16 protein-coding genes and 1 pseudogene are annotated in these 21,279 nt (G+C 65.2%); 5 read left to right on the top strand and 12 right to left on the bottom strand.

Annotated features, from left to right (window positions below):
• The first annotated feature begins 47 nt into the window (after positions 1–47).
• Positions 48–989, top strand: a complete 942-nt coding sequence (locus AC5JJ6_RS29410; RefSeq protein WP_496045461.1) for a KilA-N domain-containing protein — start codon at positions 48–50, stop codon at positions 987–989.
• A gap of 1,794 nt (positions 990–2,783) precedes the next feature.
• On the opposite strand, the gene AC5JJ6_RS29405 is transcribed toward AC5JJ6_RS29410, so the two are convergent.
• Together AC5JJ6_RS29405 and AC5JJ6_RS29400 are read right to left on the bottom strand one after the other, a co-directional pair.
• A complete protein-coding gene (locus AC5JJ6_RS29405; protein ID WP_496045460.1) occupies positions 2,784–3,788 on the bottom strand; it encodes a DUF697 domain-containing protein in 1,005 nt (334 codons plus the stop codon).
• Positions 3,785–5,302: a YcjX family protein gene (locus tag AC5JJ6_RS29400; protein WP_496045459.1), complete on the bottom strand. Its 1,518-nt coding sequence runs from the start codon at positions 5,300–5,302 to the stop codon at positions 3,785–3,787. Before AC5JJ6_RS29400 ends, AC5JJ6_RS29405 begins: the two co-directional genes overlap by 4 nt.
• Before the next feature lie 301 nt (positions 5,303–5,603).
• Between AC5JJ6_RS29400 and AC5JJ6_RS29395 the strand changes: the two genes are divergently transcribed.
• Positions 5,604–5,801, top strand: a complete 198-nt coding sequence (locus tag AC5JJ6_RS29395) for a helix-turn-helix domain-containing protein (RefSeq protein WP_496045458.1) — start codon at positions 5,604–5,606, stop codon at positions 5,799–5,801.
• Positions 5,802–5,832: 31 nt separating this feature from the next.
• On the opposite strand, the gene AC5JJ6_RS29390 is transcribed toward AC5JJ6_RS29395, so the two are convergent.
• The 7 genes from AC5JJ6_RS29390 to AC5JJ6_RS29360 all read right to left on the bottom strand — a co-directional run bounded on the left by AC5JJ6_RS29390 (position 5,833) and on the right by AC5JJ6_RS29360 (position 14,311).
• Complete coding sequence (locus AC5JJ6_RS29390) at positions 5,833–6,093, bottom strand: hypothetical protein (protein WP_496045457.1); 261 nt, start codon at positions 6,091–6,093, stop codon at positions 5,833–5,835.
• A 307-nt stretch (positions 6,094–6,400) separates the two neighbouring features.
• Positions 6,401–6,562: a hypothetical protein gene (locus tag AC5JJ6_RS29385; protein ID WP_496045456.1), complete on the bottom strand. Its 162-nt coding sequence runs from the start codon at positions 6,560–6,562 to the stop codon at positions 6,401–6,403.
• 920 nt (positions 6,563–7,482) lie between these two features.
• Positions 7,483–8,472 carry a Bug family tripartite tricarboxylate transporter substrate binding protein gene (locus AC5JJ6_RS29380; protein WP_496045455.1) on the bottom strand — a complete coding sequence of 330 codons (990 nt, stop codon included), beginning with the start codon at positions 8,470–8,472 and terminating at the stop codon, positions 7,483–7,485.
• Positions 8,473–8,916: 444 nt separating this feature from the next.
• Positions 8,917–9,135, bottom strand: a complete 219-nt coding sequence (locus AC5JJ6_RS29375; protein WP_496045454.1) for a hypothetical protein — start codon at positions 9,133–9,135, stop codon at positions 8,917–8,919.
• Positions 9,132–9,890, bottom strand: coding sequence for a hypothetical protein (locus tag AC5JJ6_RS29370; RefSeq protein ID WP_496045453.1), 759 nt, complete (start codon positions 9,888–9,890; stop codon positions 9,132–9,134). Before AC5JJ6_RS29370 ends, AC5JJ6_RS29375 begins: the two co-directional genes overlap by 4 nt.
• Positions 9,891–10,079: 189 nt before the next feature.
• Positions 10,080–13,517, bottom strand: a complete 3,438-nt coding sequence (locus AC5JJ6_RS29365; RefSeq protein ID WP_496045452.1) for a hypothetical protein — start codon at positions 13,515–13,517, stop codon at positions 10,080–10,082.
• A gap of 119 nt (positions 13,518–13,636) precedes the next feature.
• On the bottom strand, positions 13,637–14,311 hold the full coding sequence (locus AC5JJ6_RS29360) for a hypothetical protein (protein WP_496045451.1): 675 nt from the start codon (positions 14,309–14,311) through the stop codon (positions 13,637–13,639).
• 1,437 nt (positions 14,312–15,748) lie between these two features.
• On the opposite strand from AC5JJ6_RS29360, the gene AC5JJ6_RS29355 reads away from it, so the two are divergent.
• Both AC5JJ6_RS29355 and AC5JJ6_RS29350 read left to right on the top strand, forming a co-directional pair.
• Positions 15,749–16,441 (top strand): hypothetical protein, encoded by a 693-nt coding sequence (locus AC5JJ6_RS29355; RefSeq protein ID WP_496045450.1) that lies wholly within the window; start codon positions 15,749–15,751, stop codon positions 16,439–16,441.
• A 502-nt stretch (positions 16,442–16,943) separates the two neighbouring features.
• Positions 16,944–17,912: a replication protein RepA gene (locus AC5JJ6_RS29350; protein WP_496045449.1), complete on the top strand. Its 969-nt coding sequence runs from the start codon at positions 16,944–16,946 to the stop codon at positions 17,910–17,912.
• A gap of 155 nt (positions 17,913–18,067) precedes the next feature.
• Here the strand turns inward: AC5JJ6_RS29350 and AC5JJ6_RS29345 are convergent, their stop codons facing one another.
• The 3 genes from AC5JJ6_RS29345 to AC5JJ6_RS29335 all read right to left on the bottom strand — a co-directional run bounded on the left by AC5JJ6_RS29345 (position 18,068) and on the right by AC5JJ6_RS29335 (position 20,033).
• On the bottom strand, positions 18,068–18,304 hold the full coding sequence (locus AC5JJ6_RS29345; protein ID WP_496045462.1) for a transposase: 237 nt from the start codon (positions 18,302–18,304) through the stop codon (positions 18,068–18,070).
• Positions 18,305–18,582: 278 nt separating this feature from the next.
• Entirely contained in the window at positions 18,583–19,377 is a 795-nt protein-coding gene (locus tag AC5JJ6_RS29340) for a hypothetical protein (RefSeq protein ID WP_496045448.1), read from the bottom strand.
• A complete protein-coding gene (locus tag AC5JJ6_RS29335) occupies positions 19,374–20,033 on the bottom strand; it encodes a nucleotide-binding protein (RefSeq protein ID WP_496045447.1) in 660 nt (219 codons plus the stop codon). The genes AC5JJ6_RS29340 and AC5JJ6_RS29335 overlap by 4 nt, the downstream gene beginning before the upstream one ends.
• A gap of 274 nt (positions 20,034–20,307) precedes the next feature.
• Here AC5JJ6_RS29335 and AC5JJ6_RS29330 point away from each other — a divergent pair.
• A pseudogene (locus AC5JJ6_RS29330) lies at positions 20,308–21,182 on the top strand (IS5 family transposase).
• The last annotated feature ends 97 nt before the right edge of the window (positions 21,183–21,279 follow it).

Below are 21,279 nucleotides of genomic sequence, written 5' to 3'. Positions count from 1 at the left end.
ACCGTCGCGGCCCTTGAGCAAGGCCGAACCCGATGTTGGAGACACCCATGACCATCAACTACACCCCGGTCAGCGGCGCGGGGTCGCTCATCTATGCCGGCCATCTCATCCGCCAGCGCGGCACCATGCTGAACCTGACGGATATGTGGAAGGCGGCCTGCGCCCCGGACAACCAGCGCCCCAGCGACTGGCTGGCGCTCGACGAGACGGGACGGTTCCGCGCCTATGCGGGCGCCCACGCGACCGAGGCCGAACGCGCCACGGCGGAAAATACCGGCCAGGACGGCATTTTAGCCGGCTCCGGCGCCTCCACGACGGAGGTCGAGGGCGCCGCGGCGGAAAATGCCGGCCAGGACGGTATCTTAGTCTGCGACGGCGATGGCCTGGTCGCCACCCTGCGGGGGCGGCTGGGCGGCACCTGGGCGCATTGGCAACTCGCGCTGTCCTATGCCCGGTACCTCTCGCCGCAGTTCCACCTCTGGTGCAACACCGTGGTGCGCTCCGCCATGGAGCACCTCGACGGCCCGGACGCCGGTGAGGACCCGCTGCTGCAGCACATCCTGCAGCAGTTCCGCACCCTGCACCGCCGGCTCGACACGGTCGACCGGCATGCGGCGGACCTGATGTTCCTGCTGCTGTCGTCCCAGGACCTCCTGCTCGGCAAGCGGCGGAACTTCTCCAACCGCAGCCAGGCGGTGATCTGCGCGGCGGTGGCGGCTGAGCCCCATGACGGCCAGTGCCCCTGCTGCAGCCAGACCCCTGTCCTCGACGAGGCTGGCCAGCCGCTGGCCGGCGCCGAGTTCGACCACTTCTTCCATCGCGGGCTCAACCGGCCCGAGCATGGCTGGTTGATCTGCGCCCCCTGCCACACCGAGCTGACCCGCGGTGGCTACCTCGTCCGCTTCATGCGGATGCCCGAGTTCCGCGCCTTCCAGGGCGCCGTGCTCGAGCACCGGCGCCGGGCCAAGCCCGGCGGCACGGCCGGGTAGCCACCACACCCACCTACCCTACGGAGGCCCAACGAGCCCCATGACCTCAAAGCGAGGTCATGGGGCTTTTTACGTTTCCGGCCTGTCTCAAGGTTCACTGGCGCGGGCCGGCCCATCATCCGAGCCGGGCCGGTGGGAGAGTGATCCGGCACGGGCCGTGTGACGGCTCCCGCAGCCCTGGCTGGTTCTCGAGGTCATCAGCCGTCCTTCGGCCAAGGCATCCGAGGCAGCCCCTGCCCTCGCACGCGCGTGCGTGCGCGTGGGTCAAAACCTGCGGACCCCCTGCTGCGTACCCCTCCTGCGCACTGGGAACCCGAGCGGCGTTGACCGCGTGGAAGTGGCGGTTTCCAGGGACTTGGCAGATTAGGCCGGTGCGCACCTTAGGCCGGTACGCACCGGGGTCCGCATTCCTAAGGGGGGTCCGCACTCCCTCAAAGGTGCGTATCTTGGGGGTGCGGACCCCCAAGATACGCACGTTCGGTACGCGTCTGGGTGCGGACCCTTCGGGGATGCAGGCGCCATGCTCCGGAGCACCCAATGCCTGAACTCCCCTGGACGGCAGGCGCAGGCCCCGAAGGCGCACATGCCGTCGTTAACCACCGCGCGAGGGCCGGCCCGAACCCCTCATGCAGTCTCCCTTCAGTCCCAGCACGGGGACCAGCACCTGGCACAGGCAGCCAGCCTTGCCAGGAATTAGCCCCATGGCGTTCGCCTAGGATGACACACGGGCGGAAGCCGGTACCTGACCAGTAGCACTTCCCCCCTGAGGGCCGTCGGCGGTCTTGCTGCTGCATCGTCGTGGGCAACCAGACGGAAGCCGCGTTGTCTGGTTGGAGGGGAGCCTCGCGGCCGACGCTACGGAGGGGATACTCCCAGGTCTTGGAGCTGCCTCTCCACGGAGCGGTCCAGGTGGCGCAGCTCGGGCCCGAAGAGATGCTCGCAAGCCGGCAACATCTGCCAGACGTTGGAGGCCGTGTGCGGAGTAGCCACAGCCACCCTCCCCTGCGGAGGGTCCATGAGTTTTGCGACCTCAGGGCGAGGTCACAGGGCTTTCTGCGCTTTCGGCTCGGCTGGTTCGCCTGGATGGCTCTGGCCGGCCAAGCCCCGGAAGGCGAGGCGGAATGATCGTGAGATCAAGGCCGCGTTCTGTAACTAATTTCGTTATTTCGCTGGGTGAGCAGCCGTCGCCGCCAGGGCCTGTGGTTCGCAGACTCGCTCGCGCGTGCGCACGCGTATGAGTCCCGGAGTGCAAACTCCTGGGTGCAAACCCCCCTGGCTGCGAATGGAGTAACCGCCGGAAAGCCGCTGTTTGACTAGTGTTTTCTGGTTCGCATCCCGGGGGTTTGCACGCCTGGGGGTTTGCACCTCGGAGGGCGTACCTAGGGTTCGCACTTCCAAGTGCGAACCTCACACTCCGCATCCAGCATCAGGCAGGAGGGATGCACCTCCCTTACGCTTCCGGCATTCAGCCGTCAGCGATGAACCTGATCTAATCCCGTTACCTGTCGAGACAGCATCCGGAAGCGGCATACGAAAAGATAAAGTCGGCAATGATGGTGCCGGAGCGGTGAGTACCTGTCCCACTGGGTGTCTAATACCAAATCCCGCTGATCAGAACCCATACAGTAATGCGGCTCCGTCGAGGCCGGGGCGTGCTGCATCAGGGCGGCCCTCCGCCGCGGACAGGTTGAGATCAACGGGATTTGGTATAAGGGAGATGGCCTGAGTTGTGAGAGCTCGGGCCGCGAGGCCATCCTTTGGATACGAACCGATGGCCCTGCATGTCAGGGATTGTTACGGTCGGTAGACCGGGGAGCACGCCATGGCGGCGACCTCGGCCAGGCGCCGCAGGCGGAAGGCCGTGAGCCCAGCGCCGGGCAAGGCGGCGGCTGCAAGCTGCTTGAGCCCCGGCAGGTGGGACAGGGCGCCATCGGCCAAGGTCTGGGCGAGCAGGTCCATCCCCGACGTGCCCGCCGCCGTCCAGGCCACACGGCGCAGCAGGCCCAACGTCACTGCGGCCCCCGGTCGCATGCCGTGAATGGCTGCCACCTCCCGCAGCAGCGACACGCCTCGCAACCCTGCCAGCACCCCGTCCAAGGCCAGGGATGGGCTGATCGCCACCACCACCCCACTCTCCAGCGCCGCCCGGTTACCCGCCTGCCGTGTGGCTTGGCGCAGCGGCTCGGCGAGGTGGCGATGCAGGGTCGCTCGGAGTTGGGGGATGTCGGCCGCAGCGTTGACCGCTGCATGCGCACCCGGCGCTATGGGGATGCGGGCGCCCAGGCCGTTCAGCCACTCCAGCGCCAGGGTACGAGCGGGGGCGATGGGGGCGTCATCGCGGCACAGCAAGCTACGCAGCACTTCAACCTGCTGCAGCCGCCGGAGGGCCCTCGCCTCGGACCACAGCCCCCACAGGATGGCCAGCAGGGCAGCACTGAACACCACCAGCGTCACCCAGCCCATTGCCTCCGAGCGGGCGAATTGATCCTGCACGAAGCCCGCCGCCGACAGGACGAGCCAGCCCAGGATCAGCAGGCCGAGGCCCCCGGCGACCCAGGTCAGAGGGTTCGGCACCGTCGCCGGGGGACGCAGCAGGCGCGGCTCCCAGCCATGGTCGATGCGTCCTGTCGGCATATCGTCCGTGGCGTCGAGCAGGGCAGGACCCATCGGTACCGCCCTGTCCTGCTCTGGGACGGGTGGCATCTCGGCCATGAGGTCAGGGACCGGGCTGCTGACCGCTACAGGTTCACCCTCGACGGGCAAGTCGAACAGGGCGGGTGACACGGGACGATCGCTCATAGGACATCCTCGAGCAGGGCCGTGAGCACGTCGTCGACGCCAAGGTGCGGGACGCCGTTAGAACCGTCGAGGGGCTGGATCCGGGGCGGTTCGAAGACCGGCAGCACGAAATGCGGTCGGTCCCAGAAGCTCTCGTGCGGGTGGCCGGAGGGGACGTCCCCGGGGTCGAACAGCTTTGCGGCATCGCCACCGAGCGGAGTGCCGCGGACCACCTCGCGCGACAGCCCGTCACGCAGGACGACGGCATCGGCAGTCGCCAGAACGGCAGCCGCCGTATGGAAGCTCACCGGCCGGGCCCCGATCGGCTCGCGCGTGCCGCTGACCATGTCGCGCAGGAGGTTGCGCAGGTTCTCGCGTCGCAGGGCTGGGACATGATCGGCCTTGGTGGCGACGAAGGCCACGCGCTCGATCTGTCGCCGGGTCAGCAGGTGTTCCATCTCGGCCGCAGCTTTGGCGACGGGGACGGTATTGCCCAGCATGACACGGGCAGAACGTATCGCAACACCGCCGATCTCCTGCGCCGCGCGACCGAAGCGGTTCCGGCCGTAGGACAAGCTGGCCGCGATAAGGGCCAGCGCCTGCTCGGTGTCGCCAAAGGCGTTCCGGCCGGCATGCAGTGCGCCAAGCACGTCCACCAGCATGATCTGCCGGTCGAACTGGGCGAAGTGCGTTTCGAAGAAGCGCGCCCGCATATCGGCCTTGTAGGCCTCGAAGCGCTCGCGCAGCAGGGCGTCGGCCGTGCCACCGGCCGGATGCGGGGATGCGCCCTCGAGCGGGAAGAACCACATCAACGGTGCATCCGCCCTGGACCCTGGGCACAGGAAGCGGCCGGGCTGGAGCAGGCGCAGGTTGAAGCGAGTTCGGCAGGCGTTGAGGCCGCTGCGATAGAGGTCATGCAGCCGGCGGATTTGCCCATGATCGGGAGCGGCTCCGGCCTCCACCGAGGCCAGCTGCTCGAGGAAGGGGGCACAAGCCAGGCTTCGGGGAGCCTCGCGCAGGCGGGCGAGGGTTTCGCGGGACCAGGTGTCGAAGGACTGCTCGAGCAACGGCAGGTCCATCAGCCATTCGCCGGGGTAGTCGAGGATCTCGAGGCGCAGGCGCCGCGGCCCGAGGCGTTGCCCGAGCATACCCTGGCGCTCGAGCACGAACTCCAAGGCAACCTCGCCGAGGTCCTCGGTATGCGGCGGCCAGTCGGGCGCGGCGGCCGCGAGGATGGCCAAATTGCGGGCGTGCTCGAAGACGGGGACCTCGCCGCTGCCCGGCGGCAGGAGGCGGATGGCTCGCAGCTGGGACGCACCGGTGCGCGTCAGATGGGCCTGGAGACGGGGCAAGGTGTTCAGCCCCCGGCCCAGGGCGAGGAGGTTGGCGATGAGGGAGGTCATGAACACGGTCTTGCCGGCCCGCGACAGCCCGGTGACGGCGAGCCGGACGGTGGTTTCGTGGATTACGGTGCTGGCGTATCTGGTGGCGTCGTAGGCGGCATCGCGGACGCTATTGCGGAGCCGTTGCAGCATGGCGGATGGGCCTGTCTGGGGAGGTGGGAGAAAGGCGGGGCTGAGCTCACCTCCGTCTTGTAGACTATATTACACAGGACGATAAACAACCGTACCATAATACGTAGCCTGATGATCAGCCACACGGCCTGCTGTCGGCATGACAGGCAGCGGGCGCTCAAGGACAGCGGCATCAGGTTCGGGACGAAGAGGCATCCCAGCGGGCAAGGACACGCAGGGGGCTTCCGCGATGCGGGTCCGTGCCGCGCGAAAGCCACGCCGGCCAAGCCCGGAGCCGAGCGGCGCCGATGGCGACCCCCGCGTGGATCTTGGAAGGCGGGTCAACCGGCTGCGGGTAGCACTCGGCCTCAGCCAGGAAGACTTTGCCGATCGGGTCCAGCTGGACCGCACCTATGTCAGCGGCATCGAGAGGGGATTGCGCAACCCGACGCTCCTGGTCCTGGTTCGCCTTGCACACGCGCTCGGCGTATCACCTGCCAAGCTGATTGGAGATGATTGAAAGCACACCAATACCTGCACTGTTGAAGAGCTCAGGCGGCGTCTGCGAGGGACATGAAGTCGTCGGTGAGGGCTCGAATGACGAATTCGCCGAGCTGGGACGGATCGTTGCAAATAATCAACACCGGCCCTAGATGGCGCTTATACTCGCCGAAGCCGCTCTCGGCGTACCAACGCTGATTGTAGGTGGCCTTTGGGAAACGGTGACGCAGTTCGCGACCGAACTGACCCGCGGTGGCTACCTCGTCCGCTTCATGCGGATGCCCGAATTCCGCGCCTTCCAAGGGCGCCATGCTCGAGCACCGGCGCCGGACCAAGCCCGGCGGTACGGCCGGGTAGCCACAGCCCCCCTCCCCAACGGAGAACAGCAAGAGCCCCATGGCCTCAGAGCGAGGTCATGGGGCTTTTTGCGTTTCCGGCCCACCCAGGAGCCAAGGCTGGCGCTCGCCGGAAACTAGCTCTGGAACGAGACAGGAGGCTTCGTGACCCTGGTCGGCTATCAGATGGCGCTCGACGCTCCGACGCATCGGCGCGGTTCAGCGCCAGCCAACACCAGGGCAGATTTCGCACATCTCGCGCTTACAGGAAAGTCTGCGGCGGTCAGCCATCCTCCTCCAGGGTGTCGAGGTCCACCGGCTGGATCGAGAACCAGATCGGCTCCGGGCTGCGCGCGGCGGTGCGCAGGATGGGCTTCGCCGCAGACAGCAACTCGTCAAGGCTGCGGAAGGGGTGCACCGCGTCATCGCCATCGCTGGTCCGCATCAGCAGGGCATAGCCGGCTCGCCCCGCTCGCGGTGGCGCTGCCGGCCTTGCCGTTTTCGGTACGACCGCGCCCTGCCCCGCGCGAGACGGAGCGGAAGGTCTGGGCGGCGGTTGGGGTGGCTCAGCCGCGGGTGGTGTGGGCCGCGGTGGGGCCTCGGCCGCAGCCGGCAGCGGATCAGGCGCTGGGTCGACCGGCGGTGGCGGTGCCGTGGGCACCGAGGCTGCCTCGGGCTGGCTGGCGAAGAGGTCTTCCGCGGCGGCTGGTATCGGCGCAGGCGTGGGCTCAGGCCCGGTCGTCGTTGGGCCAGATGTCGGGGCCACGTCGGCATTGCCGGCTCCCTGGCGGCGCAGCCTGCCCAGGATGGCGTAAATGTTGGCTGGCGTGCAGCCATAGGCTGCCGCGACCTCAGCCACTTTGTGCCCCTCCTGGTCGACCCGGCGCAGGATCATTGCACGTTCCTCGCGTGGTATCCGCGGCACCTTCTCGCCCCTCCCCCTTGGCCAGCATCGTGGTGTGCGGCCGCTAGCCGCGGTCGTCCGTGAGCAGGATAGTAGGCGCTCCAGGTTCAAATTTGAATTTGACCGCCAAGCCCACCACGGCCGATTACCCCGGCGAGGGCGTCAAAACACCCTTTCGACCAAGGCTACTCTAAGTCCGGTCGCTGACGGGTTGGCCTGCCGCTGGGGTAGGCAAGCCGCCGGCTTCCGGCTTTCGTGCCTGTGTTACAGCCCGCCTGCGGGATGGATCGCGGCCGCGCGGCTCTCCGTTGGCCCCTCCCAGTCAGACGGGCTGGTTGGCACGCCAGTGCGGGCACCAGAGCGTCCAGTCGGATGGCCAGTAGATGCTGGTGCGGAGGGGGTTGCCGGGCGCATCCCCAGTTGGGTGTAGCCGGTTTGAATCCGTCTTCCACAGCCAGATATCAGTCCACGGTGGCGCCGGAGATGCGGACCAACTCGGCGACCCGAGGCAGCTCGGCGGCGAAGAAAGCGGCGAACTCCTCCGGCGTGCTGCCGACCGGCTGATAGCCAAGCTCCTCCATGCGGCCACGCGTCTGCGGCGCCCGCAGCGCCGCCGCGACCTCGCGCGAGAGACGCGCCACGGCTGGGGTCGGGGTACCGGCCGGCGCGAACAGGCCGAGCCAGCTGTTGAACTCGTAGCCGGGCAGCTCCTCAGCCACAGCCAGTACGTCCGGTAGCTGCGGGGAGCGCTCCGCCCGGGTGGTGCCGAGCACCCGGACCTGACCCGATCGCACTTGTTGGATGGTCTCGACGAAGGGGGTGAACATCAGATCGAGCCGTCCTGAGATAAGATCAGCCATCGCCGGCGCGCCGCCGCGGTAGGAGACCTGGGTGAAGCGGATGCCGGCCCGGTGCTCGAACAGCGCCGCGGCGAAGTGCTGCGAGCTTCCGGCCCCAGCGATGCCGCAGTTCAACTTTCCCGGCTCGGCTCTGGCGCGGGAGATAAGCTCCGTGACGCTACGCACCGGCAGGGATGGGTGGACCACGAGCAGGCACGCGCTCAGGGCCACGAGCGAGACCGGGACGAAGTCGCGGACCACGTCGAAGGGCAGGTCGCGGTACAACGCCGCGTTCGTAGCTTGGGACCCCATCGAGGCGACAACCAGGGTGTGTCCATCGGGAGCGCTGCGAGCGACGTGCTCGGTTGCGATGTTGCCGGCCGCGCCGGTGCGGTTCTCGACCACCACGGATTGGCCGAGCCCGGCGGTGATCCCCTGGGCGATCACGCGCGCGGTTGTGTCGGTGCTGCCGCCCGGGGCGAAGCCGACGATGAGGCGGACCGGACGCTCGGGGCTCCAGCTGGGGCCCGGCACAACTGGCTGGGCATGCGCGTGGATCCCAGGAAGGACCGGCACCCCGGCGAGTGCGGCAAGCAGGCGGCGGCGGTTCATGGGCGGGCTCCTCCGGCGGGGACGTCGGCCGCATTCGCTGCAGCCTGATTGGGGTCCACGATGCTGCAGGAGGGACGGCCGATCAATCTGCCGGTCCAGGCTGTCTGCCCCGCCGCGCCTGGCCGCCCTGCGCCCGCGGCGGTGTCCGTCGTGGGGCCATGCGACAGTGCGGTGTGCCGCGACGGCTGGCAGGTTCACGGCGATGGGTGGGCATCAGCCGCGCGTCGACGCCAGGGCTCTGAGGAAGAGATCCTCCGGCAAGGCCGCCTCCGCCTCGATGCCAACGGACAGACGCAGCAGGCCGTTAGTGGTCCCAACGGCCCGCCGGGCGTGGGAGTTCGTACTGGCATGGCCGCTGATTAAGTGTCGATCATCCTCTCGCACGAGGTCAGCGGCACGGATGTTCCCTGGGGCCCAGGCCCTCCACGGTCAGCAAGCCCGGCGTCAGCAACCGGCTGGAGTGTCCAACAGTGCCTCGGCCTGTTGGATCAGTCTGCGCAAGCTTGCAGCGACACGGCTCGCTTCGCCCCGGAGCCGCTGGCCGGCGATGACCTCGGCGCTCCGGCCGCCGTGCTTCCAGGTCGCCCGGCGGCACCGCTCCAGCCCTTCGGCTGTTCGTGCGCCGGGTCGGGGCTTCGCCGGGGACGCGAGAGGGTCGCTCATTTTTGGCCCTCCCCCCTGTCCATGCGCCCCGAGATCACGGCTGCCCCGCCTTCCTGCACATTCACGTACTGGACCGTCACGACTTGCCGGCCCCCGTTCCGCAGCCTCTCCAGGGTCAGCATGCCGCGCTGTGAAGCCTCCAGGGCCCTTGCCGCAGCCCGAGCCATCCGGGCTGCCTCGATGCTCTGGACCTGCTGTCTGGGCTCGGGGGCAAAGGATTGGATGCCAGCTGCGAAGCTGTTCGCCCGGGCAGCCAAGGTCACTCCGAGCTCGTGCATCGCCGCGATCTGGTGAGCGAGGTTGCGCTCCAGCGCATTGCGCGCGCCGATGCTATCGGTCATCTCCAGGCCCAGGGTCAACGCTGCGCCCGACACCTTGCCCGTGAGGGCCAGCCGGTGCTCGGTGGCTTCGGCGGCCAGGAGGTCAGGCGGTTGCCGCACCTCATCCTGGTAGGGCGTAGGCTTCTCGGGATCGGCCGAGGCCATCTCGCCGCCTATACCGGGACTGAGCGGGCTGCCCACCACCTGGAGTGGATCGCAGAGGCGATCGGCTTGGCATTCTAGGAAGGCGGCATCGTGGCTCTCACGCTCGGCGCCATGATGGTCCCCTCGCTCGCTCATCTGGCGGGCTCGCAATCGCCGTCTGGTAGCGTCCATCTTCATTACGCGGCCCAGTCTGGCGCCGTCATTGCGGATGCGCTTGTCTACGAACACACGCAAGCTCGGGTCGTATGGGGTATCGGGAACGTCGCTCATAAGAGCTCCAGGCTGGGGCCATCGCCGCATTGTCGGCCGGATCGGCATGAGAAGGTGGACTGCTTACCCGCTTCTCGATGCCGCTCTTTGTGGTAGGGCCTCAGTTGAGCGGCTTAGTTTCAGGTGCGTGGCTTCGTCCGTTCACTAGCAGCGAGGATCGGATTCCTCATGTGCTCATCTCGGCCCGGATTAACGACCGCCATCAATCTCTGAATCAGAGGACGGGGCAGACCTGTGCAAAACTGCCTCCCAGGCACTAACCGGTTCCTGGGCCGCTGATGCTTGGTTAGGTGGGGGCGGCGGGTTTGACACCTCAGGCGTCCCGTCCAGATTGAAGAGAACTAGAGGGCCGAGCACCGCTTCGAGTTCTTCCCGAAGGCCGTTCAGGCGATCAAGGCGGGCCCAGGCCACTCGGGTTTGCTGCCCCCGGCCCTGCGGGCGGTAAGAAACCTTGACCGGGGTATTTCCCCCCCATTCCCCTTCGAATAGGTAATCATAGGGGAATGGGGGGGAAATCGACTCTCTATTCAGGCCAGCCCGGTGGAGGGCATGCTCGGCTGCTTTAGGCGTCTCGAAGACATCGGGGTAGGCTTTCGACGCATCGCTGGGGCTGGTGAAGATCACTCCTCGGCAGGCCATGCGCTCAACCTGACTCGGCGCGAGGTCGGCCCATCTATGCAACTCGGCCAGTTCCAGCGGAGTCGCTACGGCGGCCAGCAGCCACACCCGGACCGGGTCAGCGCTGGTCCGGTTGATCCCTCGGGCCCGACCGATCGCTTGCACTACCTGGTTATCGGCGATGGCGGCGCGGACCGCCTCGGCGGTTGGGTCTTCATAGACGCGGACTTCGATAGCCCGGAGGATGCCGTCTTTCATGCGAAGGCCCCGGCTCTGTTTTGCAGGACTGGCGAGGTTGATGGCGCGGCCGGTCAGGGCGGCAGCTATCTTCCGAACATCGGTGGCCTTGGGCTGCGGGTACCCGATCACGAACAGGTTGCGGACCTTCCGCCAGCGGTCATGGCCGGCCACGGCGTTGAAGTGTGCCGTCTCCACCCCGCGCAGATTGGCAAACTGCGCCTTGATCGCCTTATAGGTCACGACGAGCGTGCCGACGCCGCCATCCCATCCAATCTGGCCGCGACTGATGCCCGCCACGAAGTCGCGGAGTTCGGTCACGCGCTTCCGCTTGCCTCGGTCCGCAGCGCTTTCCCTCTGCTCTTCCTGACCGCTTTCGGCACCGACGAGCGCTTGCTGCCTGGAGTAGGAGAATAGGCTCGTCTTGCCGAAGCCGCCGACCACCTGATGCACCTCCATGTGAGGCGCCCGAATCCGCACCGGCTTGGCTACCTCGAGGTCGGGCAGGTACGGCTTCACCAACTCAGCCGGCAGCGTGGCGTCCAGCAGGAGGATCGGGAGGCCGTTGATCGCTTCCGACACCTCGCGCCGAGTGTTCAGGGCAACCACCCATTGCGCGCCATCTTTGCCCTCGCGACGCTGGAGTTCGGCGCGGCCGGTGGCCTCGTCCTGGCTGCCGAGCAAGTCCTGCAGGATCGTCCAGAATGCGGCGAAGCGCGGCAGCTGGGCGTTGACTCCGGCCATTTCCAGCGCCTTCTTCCGGTCCTGCGCGCTCATACCCGGCCGCTGCAGACCTTCGCGCTTCCGCTGCCATTCGAGCTTGCCGGCCAGACCACAATTTTCGGCAGTCAGCCCGGCGTCCACCAGCGCGGTACGGGTGACATAGCCCTCGGGGTGATTTTTGAGTGCCCGCTCCACTTTGGCGCGGATAGTGTGCAAATCGTTGGTCGCTTCGTCGTCGACCACCTGGGGCTTGTGGTCCATGCGGAACACCGGTTCGGCCAGCGGATCGGCGGCAAGGCCGTCGAGGGTAATGAAGCGCTCGGTCTGAATGCCATCCTGCCACCAGGCTTCGTCAAGCACGACCAGACCGAGGTTATTGGTGATGCCCTTTGTCGGGCGGAAGATCAGCTCATGCGCGCCAATGATAATATCTGCCGCGTCAACGGCTTGGCGCTGGCGCTGATACCCGCATTCCCCGAAAAAGGGGCAGCGACCTTCCGAACTACCGCACACCGCCTTGTCCACGCTCTCGCCGCCGGCCAGCGCCGAGGCGACGCTGGGCAGATCCAGGCACATCTTCTTGCCCAGGACCAACGGGTCGTCCTGCTCGCGGCCGCGGTGGATTGCGACTCTGACACCGGCTAGCTCGACAAAGTGCTTCTCTGCATCGCGGCCAAGGGCAATAGTGGGCACACCCCAGAACACGCGGCTAGGGCGGCATTCCTCCCGCTGACGGTAGCTGAAGCCGGCGACACATTCTCGGCCAATGGTACTCTTGCCACCGCCGACATCGATGGCGAGGCCGAGGTGACGGGGCTCGCCACGTTCACTCTGAGGTGTGGCGTGCCAAACCTCAGATTTGGTCAAGAAGTCGTCTATCAGCTCTTGAAGCCGGGCCCGCGCTGGGGAGGCGTCATGTCCGGGGGCGTCGTGGAAAGGGCGCACACCCTCTGGAGCGTCGTGATTGATGTTGTCGGCGAGGCGGAAGGCGCCTTCAATGAGGGCATTCAGGTAGAAGTCGGAGCAGAACCGCTCGATGTCGGCGGCGGCGTGCATCCCGGCTTCGCGCTCGACAGCGGCGCGGATGCCGGCCCGGCATATCTGCTTCAACGCGTCGGTATCTCGCTGGCGAACCGGCGTCTGCAGTGCATAGAGCATAGTCGCCCGGCGCAGCGGGTGGTGCCAGCCTTCGTGACCCTGCGTGTCACCCAGCAAGGCGAGCGCGGCCTCGACGGTATTGGCCGCGATGCCGGAGAGCCCGGCGCCTTCCAGCGTGCGCGTCCGCTGGGCTGCAACTTGCGCCTGCAGGGCAGCCAGATCGATTGCCGGTAGCACCACGGCATCGTCGCTGCCTTGGCGCCAGCCGATGCGCCGCGGCAGCGGGTCATGGCCGCCTTCGATGATGGGATCCGCGATGTAGTGAGGCTGGGCTGCTTGAAAAGGCGCACGGTCCACCAGCGGGGCGTGAACCTTCATGTAGGCCCTAATCTCGGCGTTGCCGATCGGCTCAGCGAGCCAGAAAAACAAATGCGCTTTCAGGATGCCGACCTTGAAGCCGGCCGATGCCGAGAGTTGCCAGAAGCATATCGCATCATGGAAGCACTCGGGAAGGAGATCATAGATCGCCACATCGATAACGGCCTCCGGGTCGCCGGCGAGGTCAGCCCAGGCCGGCAGCAACCACCCGTCGATATCGAACATGACCCACCGCAACGGGGCTTCGGCCAGCGTCGCTGGGACGCCCGCTTTGTCGATCTTACGGCGCCGATAGGTAAGGCCCGGCCGCTCGGCCATCTCGGCGCGCACGGCTTCGGTAGGAACGCCGCGTACGATGAAGGCCCGTGGATCGCGCCGCACGACGTTGATGACGGCGGCCACGTCCTCGAGGTTGGCGACGGCACGCTCTTCGAAAAGGAAGCGCGCGCCGGCGTCATAGGCGATGCTGATCCACTGATTGAGGGTCGCATTCCAGCGCCACCGCTTCGTGGCAAAGCGCTCGCCATCGCGGGTGCGAGTCGTGCGGAGGATGGTGATGCTGCCACAAGTCAAGCAGCACCAGTTGTATACAGCTTTGCTACCTTTCCACCGTGCGCCACGATCTGTTTCCAAACAAACAATATATTAAGTGTATGCGCCTCGATTTCTATTTTATTCATGACAACAACATTCTACGACACCGATATCGTCATTAGTTTCCCTGCCGCCGTTTTAACGTCTTTATTCGAGTGAGCAATATCAGCCAACAGATCTGCCGCAACCGCGATAAGGCTTAATGGAATTTGAACAATGCGTTGCACCTGTGTTTTCCCCACACTGATGTGTCCGCTTTTTTTCGAAGAGAGAAAAGTGTGCATTCTTGAATGAGACTGGTGGACGCTGAAATTTATTGCCATCGCTACACCGCGCTCAAGGTTCACACTAAGACTGCCCTCAGCCATGCTAACTGCCCACTGCCTACGCGTAGCTGTGTCAACACAAGCTAAAGTCTCAATAGAAAACTGCAAAAAATGCCCTAAATTTGCATCTTCTCTCTGATGGTCCTCATATGGTTTTCCGGCGGCGTCGAAGCTTAAGCCTTGCTGCCAAGTCCGTAATTCATCAACCACACGCACGGCATCGGCCGGTTGTATTGCAACCAGGGAAAGCATTAGATTTGCTAAATGACTTCCTGTGGGATGAGCTGCGTTTTTTCCACCACCAGGACCACTAACAGGCCAGAGTTCCCGTCGCTCTCCACTTGCATCCACAGCTTCTTTAAGTGCGCGAGCATAACGAAAAAGGCTAGCACTTTTCATGCCTAGCTCTGCTGCATAGGCGTCTATAGCGTCCTGTGTCGTGAACATGACTTTGTACCAAATGCCCTAAGAGTTTCCCTATTTCTCATCTTCAAGTCAAGCTTAGCGCACCAAACCTGGCTTGAAGAGGCTCGAGGCCAGATCGAACAAGGTAGCGCTGTGCTACGCGCGTCCATTCGACTACAGTCGCAGGTGTTGAGGTGTCTGGAAGCCGATGCCCCCAGTCGAGTAGTGGTCGACGGCGACGACGACCGCCGCCTGCCACTTGCCGGTCGAGGTGGTGGTGAGGTCCATCTCCCACATAACGTCTAGCGTTGGAAGACGCGTGCTTGGCGGCCCCGACTAGATCCCCGGCGGCGATTTCGCCGTGGTTGCGGAGGACCCATTCGGTGCCCGCTTTGGCTTCGTCGAGCCAAGGCGCAAAGAAGACGGCAGGACCCGCTTAACCCTCTAGCATGACGACGCCACTCTAAACGCGAGCTTAAGATCGCAGCGGACAGTGTTGACTGCTTGGCGCAGGTGGCACAACAACCGCGGTTGTTGTGCGAAACACAGGTGATTCAGTTCAGAGAAGGTGGTGATGCCATGTGGTAATCATCAGCGAGCTCGGCAGTCTCACCGCCGACACATCAGCCACACTTCGTGCAGGTCCACAGGCCACGCGCTTCCCGGGTCCGTTCGACGAGATACCCACAGCGGATGCAGTTGGCGCCGTCATCGCCGTCGGCGAAGGGGTCCGCAAAACGCCGCATCCTCAACTTCGGCGGACGTGGCTTTGCATCACGTCGGTTGCGGCCCTCGACGGCCTGCGTGCTGTTCTGCCCTTCGACGGGCTCAGCATCCGCCGATGCTGGCTGCTGCACCGATGGCTCCCACGCCGGCATGACGTGGACGATGGGAGGCCGGTTCTCCGACGCCGTGGGTTGCGCCTCCTGCGGCAAGGCTGGTCCAGGTGGCTTTGCATGAAACCCGTCGGGCCAAGCTTCGGCGTGAGCATGCCATGGTGTCGAAGACGGCTGATCCTTGATCGGGCCCGACAAACGCCGCGCGACATGCACGACTTCCACGACCCGACCGCGGACGGTCCCGCCGCTGTTCTTTCGAGGTGCGGTGACAATGTGCCGCGTTTGCCTGGAAGATGTAGCCTGCCTGGGTTGGCCCGAAAATACGCGATTAGCGTCTGACATAGGTATCCATTTGTAAAACGGCCGCCTCTACAAGGCTGAACCGGTCATGGTCTATTTCTAGTTGACATGGCTGCCGCACCTTCATACTCAAAACTCTACGAGGTGACGGTCGCGGATTGTGACATCGTCCAAATTGCCGAGGCAACCCGGGTAGCTCTCCTAGCGATTTACGGGTGTGTTTGTCTTTTGCAATGTCATTACCCGGTAATTGCGTCGACAAGCTTGTAAGGTAGATCGGTGCAGCAAGTCGCTGCCGCTGCATAGCTGTTATTGATCAGCACCATGGTATGGTGACGCCATGGAGCACGCCGAACCGCCCTCGCCCTCACGCCTGCCCTGGGATTTCCACCCGGCGCTGACCGAGGAGCGGCTCCGGATCTGCGCCCGCATGCTGGCCAATGCACGGCGCGATGCGCTGGCCATGGCCAGCTACGAGCTGGGCGACGATCCCTGGTCGGTCGGCTGCCGCGCCTTTGCCTTCGGCCGGCACCGGCTGCAGCGGGCTGCCAGCTCGGGCGACTACCCCTGGCTCGAGGTGCTGGATGACAGCGCCCACTTCGTCTTCGTCATCGGTGGGAATGGCAACGGCGTGCCGGTGCGCTTCTACCGCGGCGCCGCCGAGGAGCCGACCGAGCGCACCCTCAAGCGGCAGGAGGTCGAGGTCCAGCAGCTCTCCCTGGCACTGGGCGAAGCGGCAGCCGAGGGGCTGGCCTTCCGCCTGGCGGTCGAGACGGACGGCGCTGGCCGGGTGGTCCGGGTGGTGTTCCTGGCGCTGCGCGGCGAGGACCGGGTCGAGTGCTTCTGGCCGGTGCCGCTGGAGCTGCCCGCGACGGCGGCCGCTGGCACCGGGGTCCAGCTACGGTTGATCGCCGATGACGGCTATGCCGGGCCTGACGAGACCCCCAACCGTCCGGCCCCCCTGCCCCCTGCCCTGCCGCGCCGCAAGCCGGCCGCCAGCACCCCGCAGCGGCCGCAGACCACCCTGTTCTAGTCAAGCCTGCCGGGACATCGCCATGTCCGCGCATCTCGCGCCCCTGAGGTACCGCACATGCCGCCCGCAGGCGGTTAGGGGATTAAGTGCATCAGGCACTCCCACCTCGGGCGCCGTCGGTTTGAGCACGCCTTCGACATTGGGGAACGCCACTGGTGCTAGGCACATTCCTGGGCGCTAGCGAGACTATTGGGGGAATCACTCCGGTAGTCGCTGACGCCGGCGGTGGTGGGGGGATCACTCCGGCCCGCTTTCGAGTCGCAGTCGGGTGGGGGGATCACTCCGGAGCGGCTTATCCTTAGACGTGACATCTATCCACGGGGAATCACTCACGCGAAATGGGGGGAAAGCTCCGGGAATCGGGGTTATCCACGGGGGGATTACTCCGTACTTCAACTAGTTAGAATCCTACTACCCTCCTACTAGTCCCCGGAGTGATCCCCCCGTTGACGCAGTGGACAGCGTCTCGCCATGGTCCAACAGCGTTGAGGAAGAGAGCATAGTGCAGGACGCGGACCACGGGGCTCGAAAGCTGGTGCTTGCCCATGGGCGTGACCAAGCACGAGCCATGATGGCGCCCGAACAACGCGGCCTGATCGACATTGCTGCAGAGGTGCTCGGGGACGAAGCCGGCAAGATCGGTATTACCTATACTGGCTTCTGCCTCACAGGCTTGCCACACAAGCGGTTGTCGGACGAGCAAGTCTGGGAGAAGCGTGGCCACCGTGTCGTATTGATGATAGAACCTGGCCGCCTTCGGCGCGGTATGGGCCAAGCGAAGCTTTACGGCGTCCCTTATGGCGCACGAGCGCGTATGATCCTGCTCTACTTGCAGACGCAAGCCGTGCGGACCAACTCCTGCGAGGTCGAACTCGGTCGCAGCATGCGGGAATGGCTTGGAAGGATGGGTCTTACCTGGGGCGGTGAGACCGGGCGCGCCCTGCGCGAGCAAGCGGCCAGGATCGCAGCCTGCAGCCTCAAATTTTCATGGGAAAACCAGATGGCAAGCGGATGGGAGGCAGGGCGCTTTGTCCGCTCCGGGCTGCGCTTCCAACGGGCGGTCGAAGACGCTGGCGGCCCGCAAGGTGATCTCTGGGAAGACCGCGTTGTCCTAGACGAGGTCTTCTACCAAGCACTGCGCCAACATCCCGTTCCTTTGCGCGAAACGGCGCTGCGGGAGCTGTCCGGGCTCAGCGTCAGCCTCGACATCTACATTTGGCTCGCCTACCGGCTACACACCTTGAAAGCGCCGACACCGGTCCGTTGGGCGGCGCTCAAGGAGCAATTCGGCCTCGGTTACGCCGAGATGCATACCTTCCGCCGCGACTTCAAGCGGTGGCTTGCCCCAGCGGTTGCCGCCTATTCGGAGGCACGTGTCGAGGTCGCAGATGACGGGGTAATCCTCTATCCCTCCCGCCCGCCGGTCGGACCGAAGCTGGTCGCCCTCGGTAGCCTCTCTCGTCCGGAGTGATCCCCCCGCCCCCCCTATCCAGGGGAAGGGGTATAAACCATGCGCAACATCTGTTTTGCCAGAACTAAAGTAACGATCTCGCCGGTGCCGGCGTCGGTGGCCAAGTAGAGCACCCTTCATGCTCGCCGCCGCTTGGTGCCGTGCTTCTCCTCTAGTCAGCCACTCGGCCCTAACAGCCGCAGCCCGGTGCCGTCCACCAGCAGGTGCACTGACTCGCTTCCACAGCGCGGCCGCGCCACCTCCAACGCCTCGACCCGGCGGCTCAGGGTCGAATGGTCGAGCACCGCGAAATCGAGGCCGAGCAACTGCAAGATGAAGCCGATCAGGCTATCAGTTTGGCGCCACGCCAAGCGGAACACGGCCCGAGGCGTCAGGGTAGTTGCGATCGCCAGAGCCGGCCACTTCGGCTAACCGCCCAGATATGTGCGGTTCAGCGCGCCAGCCCTCAACTGCCGCCTCGGAGAACCACAAGGCCAAACTACCGCGGACGTGCGGGGCCGGCATTTCACACCGCCCAGTTCGTTGGCTTGTTGCGCTGCCTGGGGATGTGGGGCGCCGATCGGCATCCTCCTTGAAGAGCACAGCGTGCTTTCCTCATGAAGCGAGGGCTTGCCCCTACGCCGGCTTACCCCAACCCGCCCGACCGCACGGCTTGTGCGGCAAGGTGCCATCACTCATCAACGTCGCCTTCCGCGATCCGGAGCTGCTCGGTGACCTCAATAAGGTCGCGGTCGAGCTCGGTTAGTCGGGCGGCAGCCTCGTCCCGTTGTCGACGGAGGTCTGCCTGCCGTGCACGGAGGGCATCGAGGCTGACGCGGCCGTTCGGTACGCCCCCGGCCTCCACGGCCTCATCATCTGCGGTGGCATCAACGATCCGCCCGCCAAGCCTGCGGCCATCCCGCAGATCGCGCTTCAACGCCTCGACTTCGACCCGCTGCACGTCGTTACGGATCAAATTCCGCTCGGTTGCCAGCTGCAGACCGCGCTCGTCGCGCAGCGCCTTGGCGAGGTCGTATGCCGTCGAGTAGGCGGCAGGAAGCTGCGGCTCGGGGATGCGGCCCTCCCGTACCGCGCGGGCGATCTCGACAAGCTTCGAGACCATGCTGTCTGAAAACGGAAACAGTCGGCTCGCGCCTCGGCGCAGAGCACGATCTTCCTCTGGACTCAGAGTTTCACGCAGGTTCAGGAGGGTGCGGCCGATCGCTAAGAAGGCCGTCGAAGCTTTGCCCCAGTTCTCAAAGATCACGGACCGAGCGCCAAGGATTTCACGGATGCGGTCGGGGTTTTGAGCGATGGGCAAGCCCGCGAACACCTCGTGGATGATTTCCCGGCCCTCATCCTGCTGTCGCTTAATCGCCTGTGCCTGACCGAAGCGGCGGTCGCCGGCGACGAGGTCACGCGCATCACCGGCTGCTTCGAGGTCTTTCAGTGCGCCCTTAGCGGCGCCTGCTCGAAGGCGGCTCACAGTTTCACTGCCCGGCGCACGTGGAGCCAAAGGTCATTCATTGCGTCGGCGGCTTTGCTGTTTTCGTAGTCTACGGCTGAGAGGCCCGCCTTGAACGGCGTCATGATTTCTTCCAACTGCGGAATTTCCACCGGCGCGACTGCGCCATACCGGAGCAGCGTGGTTCGGGCGGCGGCGTAAGAGCGGGTGCGGCGGTTCGCACGGTTCAGCACGAACTCGGCGTTGGCACCTGCATCTGTCAAGGTTTTGAACCAAGGTGCGACACTCTCAAGGTCGTCACCGGAGGGCGAAGTCGGCACCAAGACCAGCGAGGCTCTGCCGCACAACTCGAGCATTGGAGTCATATCGTGTTCGACGCCGGGCGCGGTGTCCACGATGGCGAGTTGGTAGCTCTTCACTTGGTCAAGGATTGAGCGCCAGTCGCCCACCTCTGCACTGAAGACTTCCGTTGGAACAATCTGAGGGAGCTTCTGCCGGGCAACCTCGCGTCGCTCGCTCCACCTGAGGAAGGTACCCTGCCGATCGAGATCGGCACCGACCACCTTGATGTCGGCTAAACTAGCGGCGACTAGCAGGTTCCGTGCAATCGTTGATCGGCCACAACCCCCTTTTGAACCGCCAAGTACAAGCATGCGGCAGGTAGCCTTTGCAGCCATCTCCCATCTCCCAAAGTGAGACCGGATGATGCGGGACCGAACTTATGGGCGCAAGCGCCGCTCCAATGTTTTCCCGCGTGAAAAAGGTCCGGATCGGACTTTGGTACGCGGCCCCAGGCCGAAATTCCAGTATTATGAATAATCGAAATGAGAATTAGAAAGGGCGATGTTGCAGAAAGGTCGTAGGTGATCGGACATGAGGAGGGATACGGCGGGGCCTGACCGGCGGAGGAAGCGCTACCGGATCTAGAACTGGTGCGAGTATGATCAGGGCTTGATAGCTCGCGGTGACCTGACTGTGTGGTTCTCGCCGGATCTGGCTTGGCAAGCGCCGGAGGGCACAGGCAAGCGGGGCCGGCCTCGGGTCCTCAGCGACACGGCGATCCAGTGCGCGCTGACGCTGACGGTGTGGTTCCAGTTGCCGCTGCCGGCGGCCCAGGGCCTGGTAGGAAGCCTCATCCGTTTGGCCGGGCTCCGGCTGGCCGGTGCCGCACTACAACACCCTCTCGCGCCGGCAGCAGGGGCTGACGGTGGTCATTCCCTACCGTTCCCGGAGTGAGTCGCTGCATCTCATCGTGGACAGCGCGGGGTTGAAGGTGCTGGGCGAGGGGGAGTGGAAGGTGCGCCGGCACGGCGCTGATCGACGCCGGGTCGGGCGCAAGGTGCACTTGGCGGTCGATGCAGACAATCACGAGGTCCGGGCCGTCGAGATGACCGACCACCGGCACGGCGACGGCGAGATCCTTCCAAGCTTGCTGACGCAGGTGCCGACGATGAGCGGATCGCCGACATCGGCGGCGACGGGGCCTACGACACCCGCACGGCCTACGCGGCCGCAGCGGCCCGCAACGCAGCCCTGCTCGTGCCACCCCGGCGCAACGGCAAACCATGGAAGACGCTGACCGTAGGAGCGGGTGAGCGCGACGAGACCCAGCGGGCCATCAAGCCCCTCGGCCGACGTCTCTGGAAACGATAGAGCGGCTACCACCGTCGCAGCTTGGCCGAGACAGCCATGTCGCGCCTCAAACGCCTAGGCGAGCGGCTGTGGGCCCGTGTCCTGCCCGTCAGGTTGCCGAGGTCCAGATCCGCTGCGCCATCCTCAACACCTACAACCGGTTCGGCATGCCCGACACCGTCGCCATCGCCTGATCAAACCAGAACAGAAAGGTAGTCGGGCCCTTCACCTGGATTGTGCAACAGGGCCCGGACGATGAATACGTAATGTCACCACACTTTCTTGCGGCAG

It is taken from the genome of Skermanella sp. (assembly GCF_059503625.1).
The sequence above is the reverse complement of the archived record's forward strand: the minus strand, read 5'-3'. Positions and strand labels throughout refer to the sequence as shown.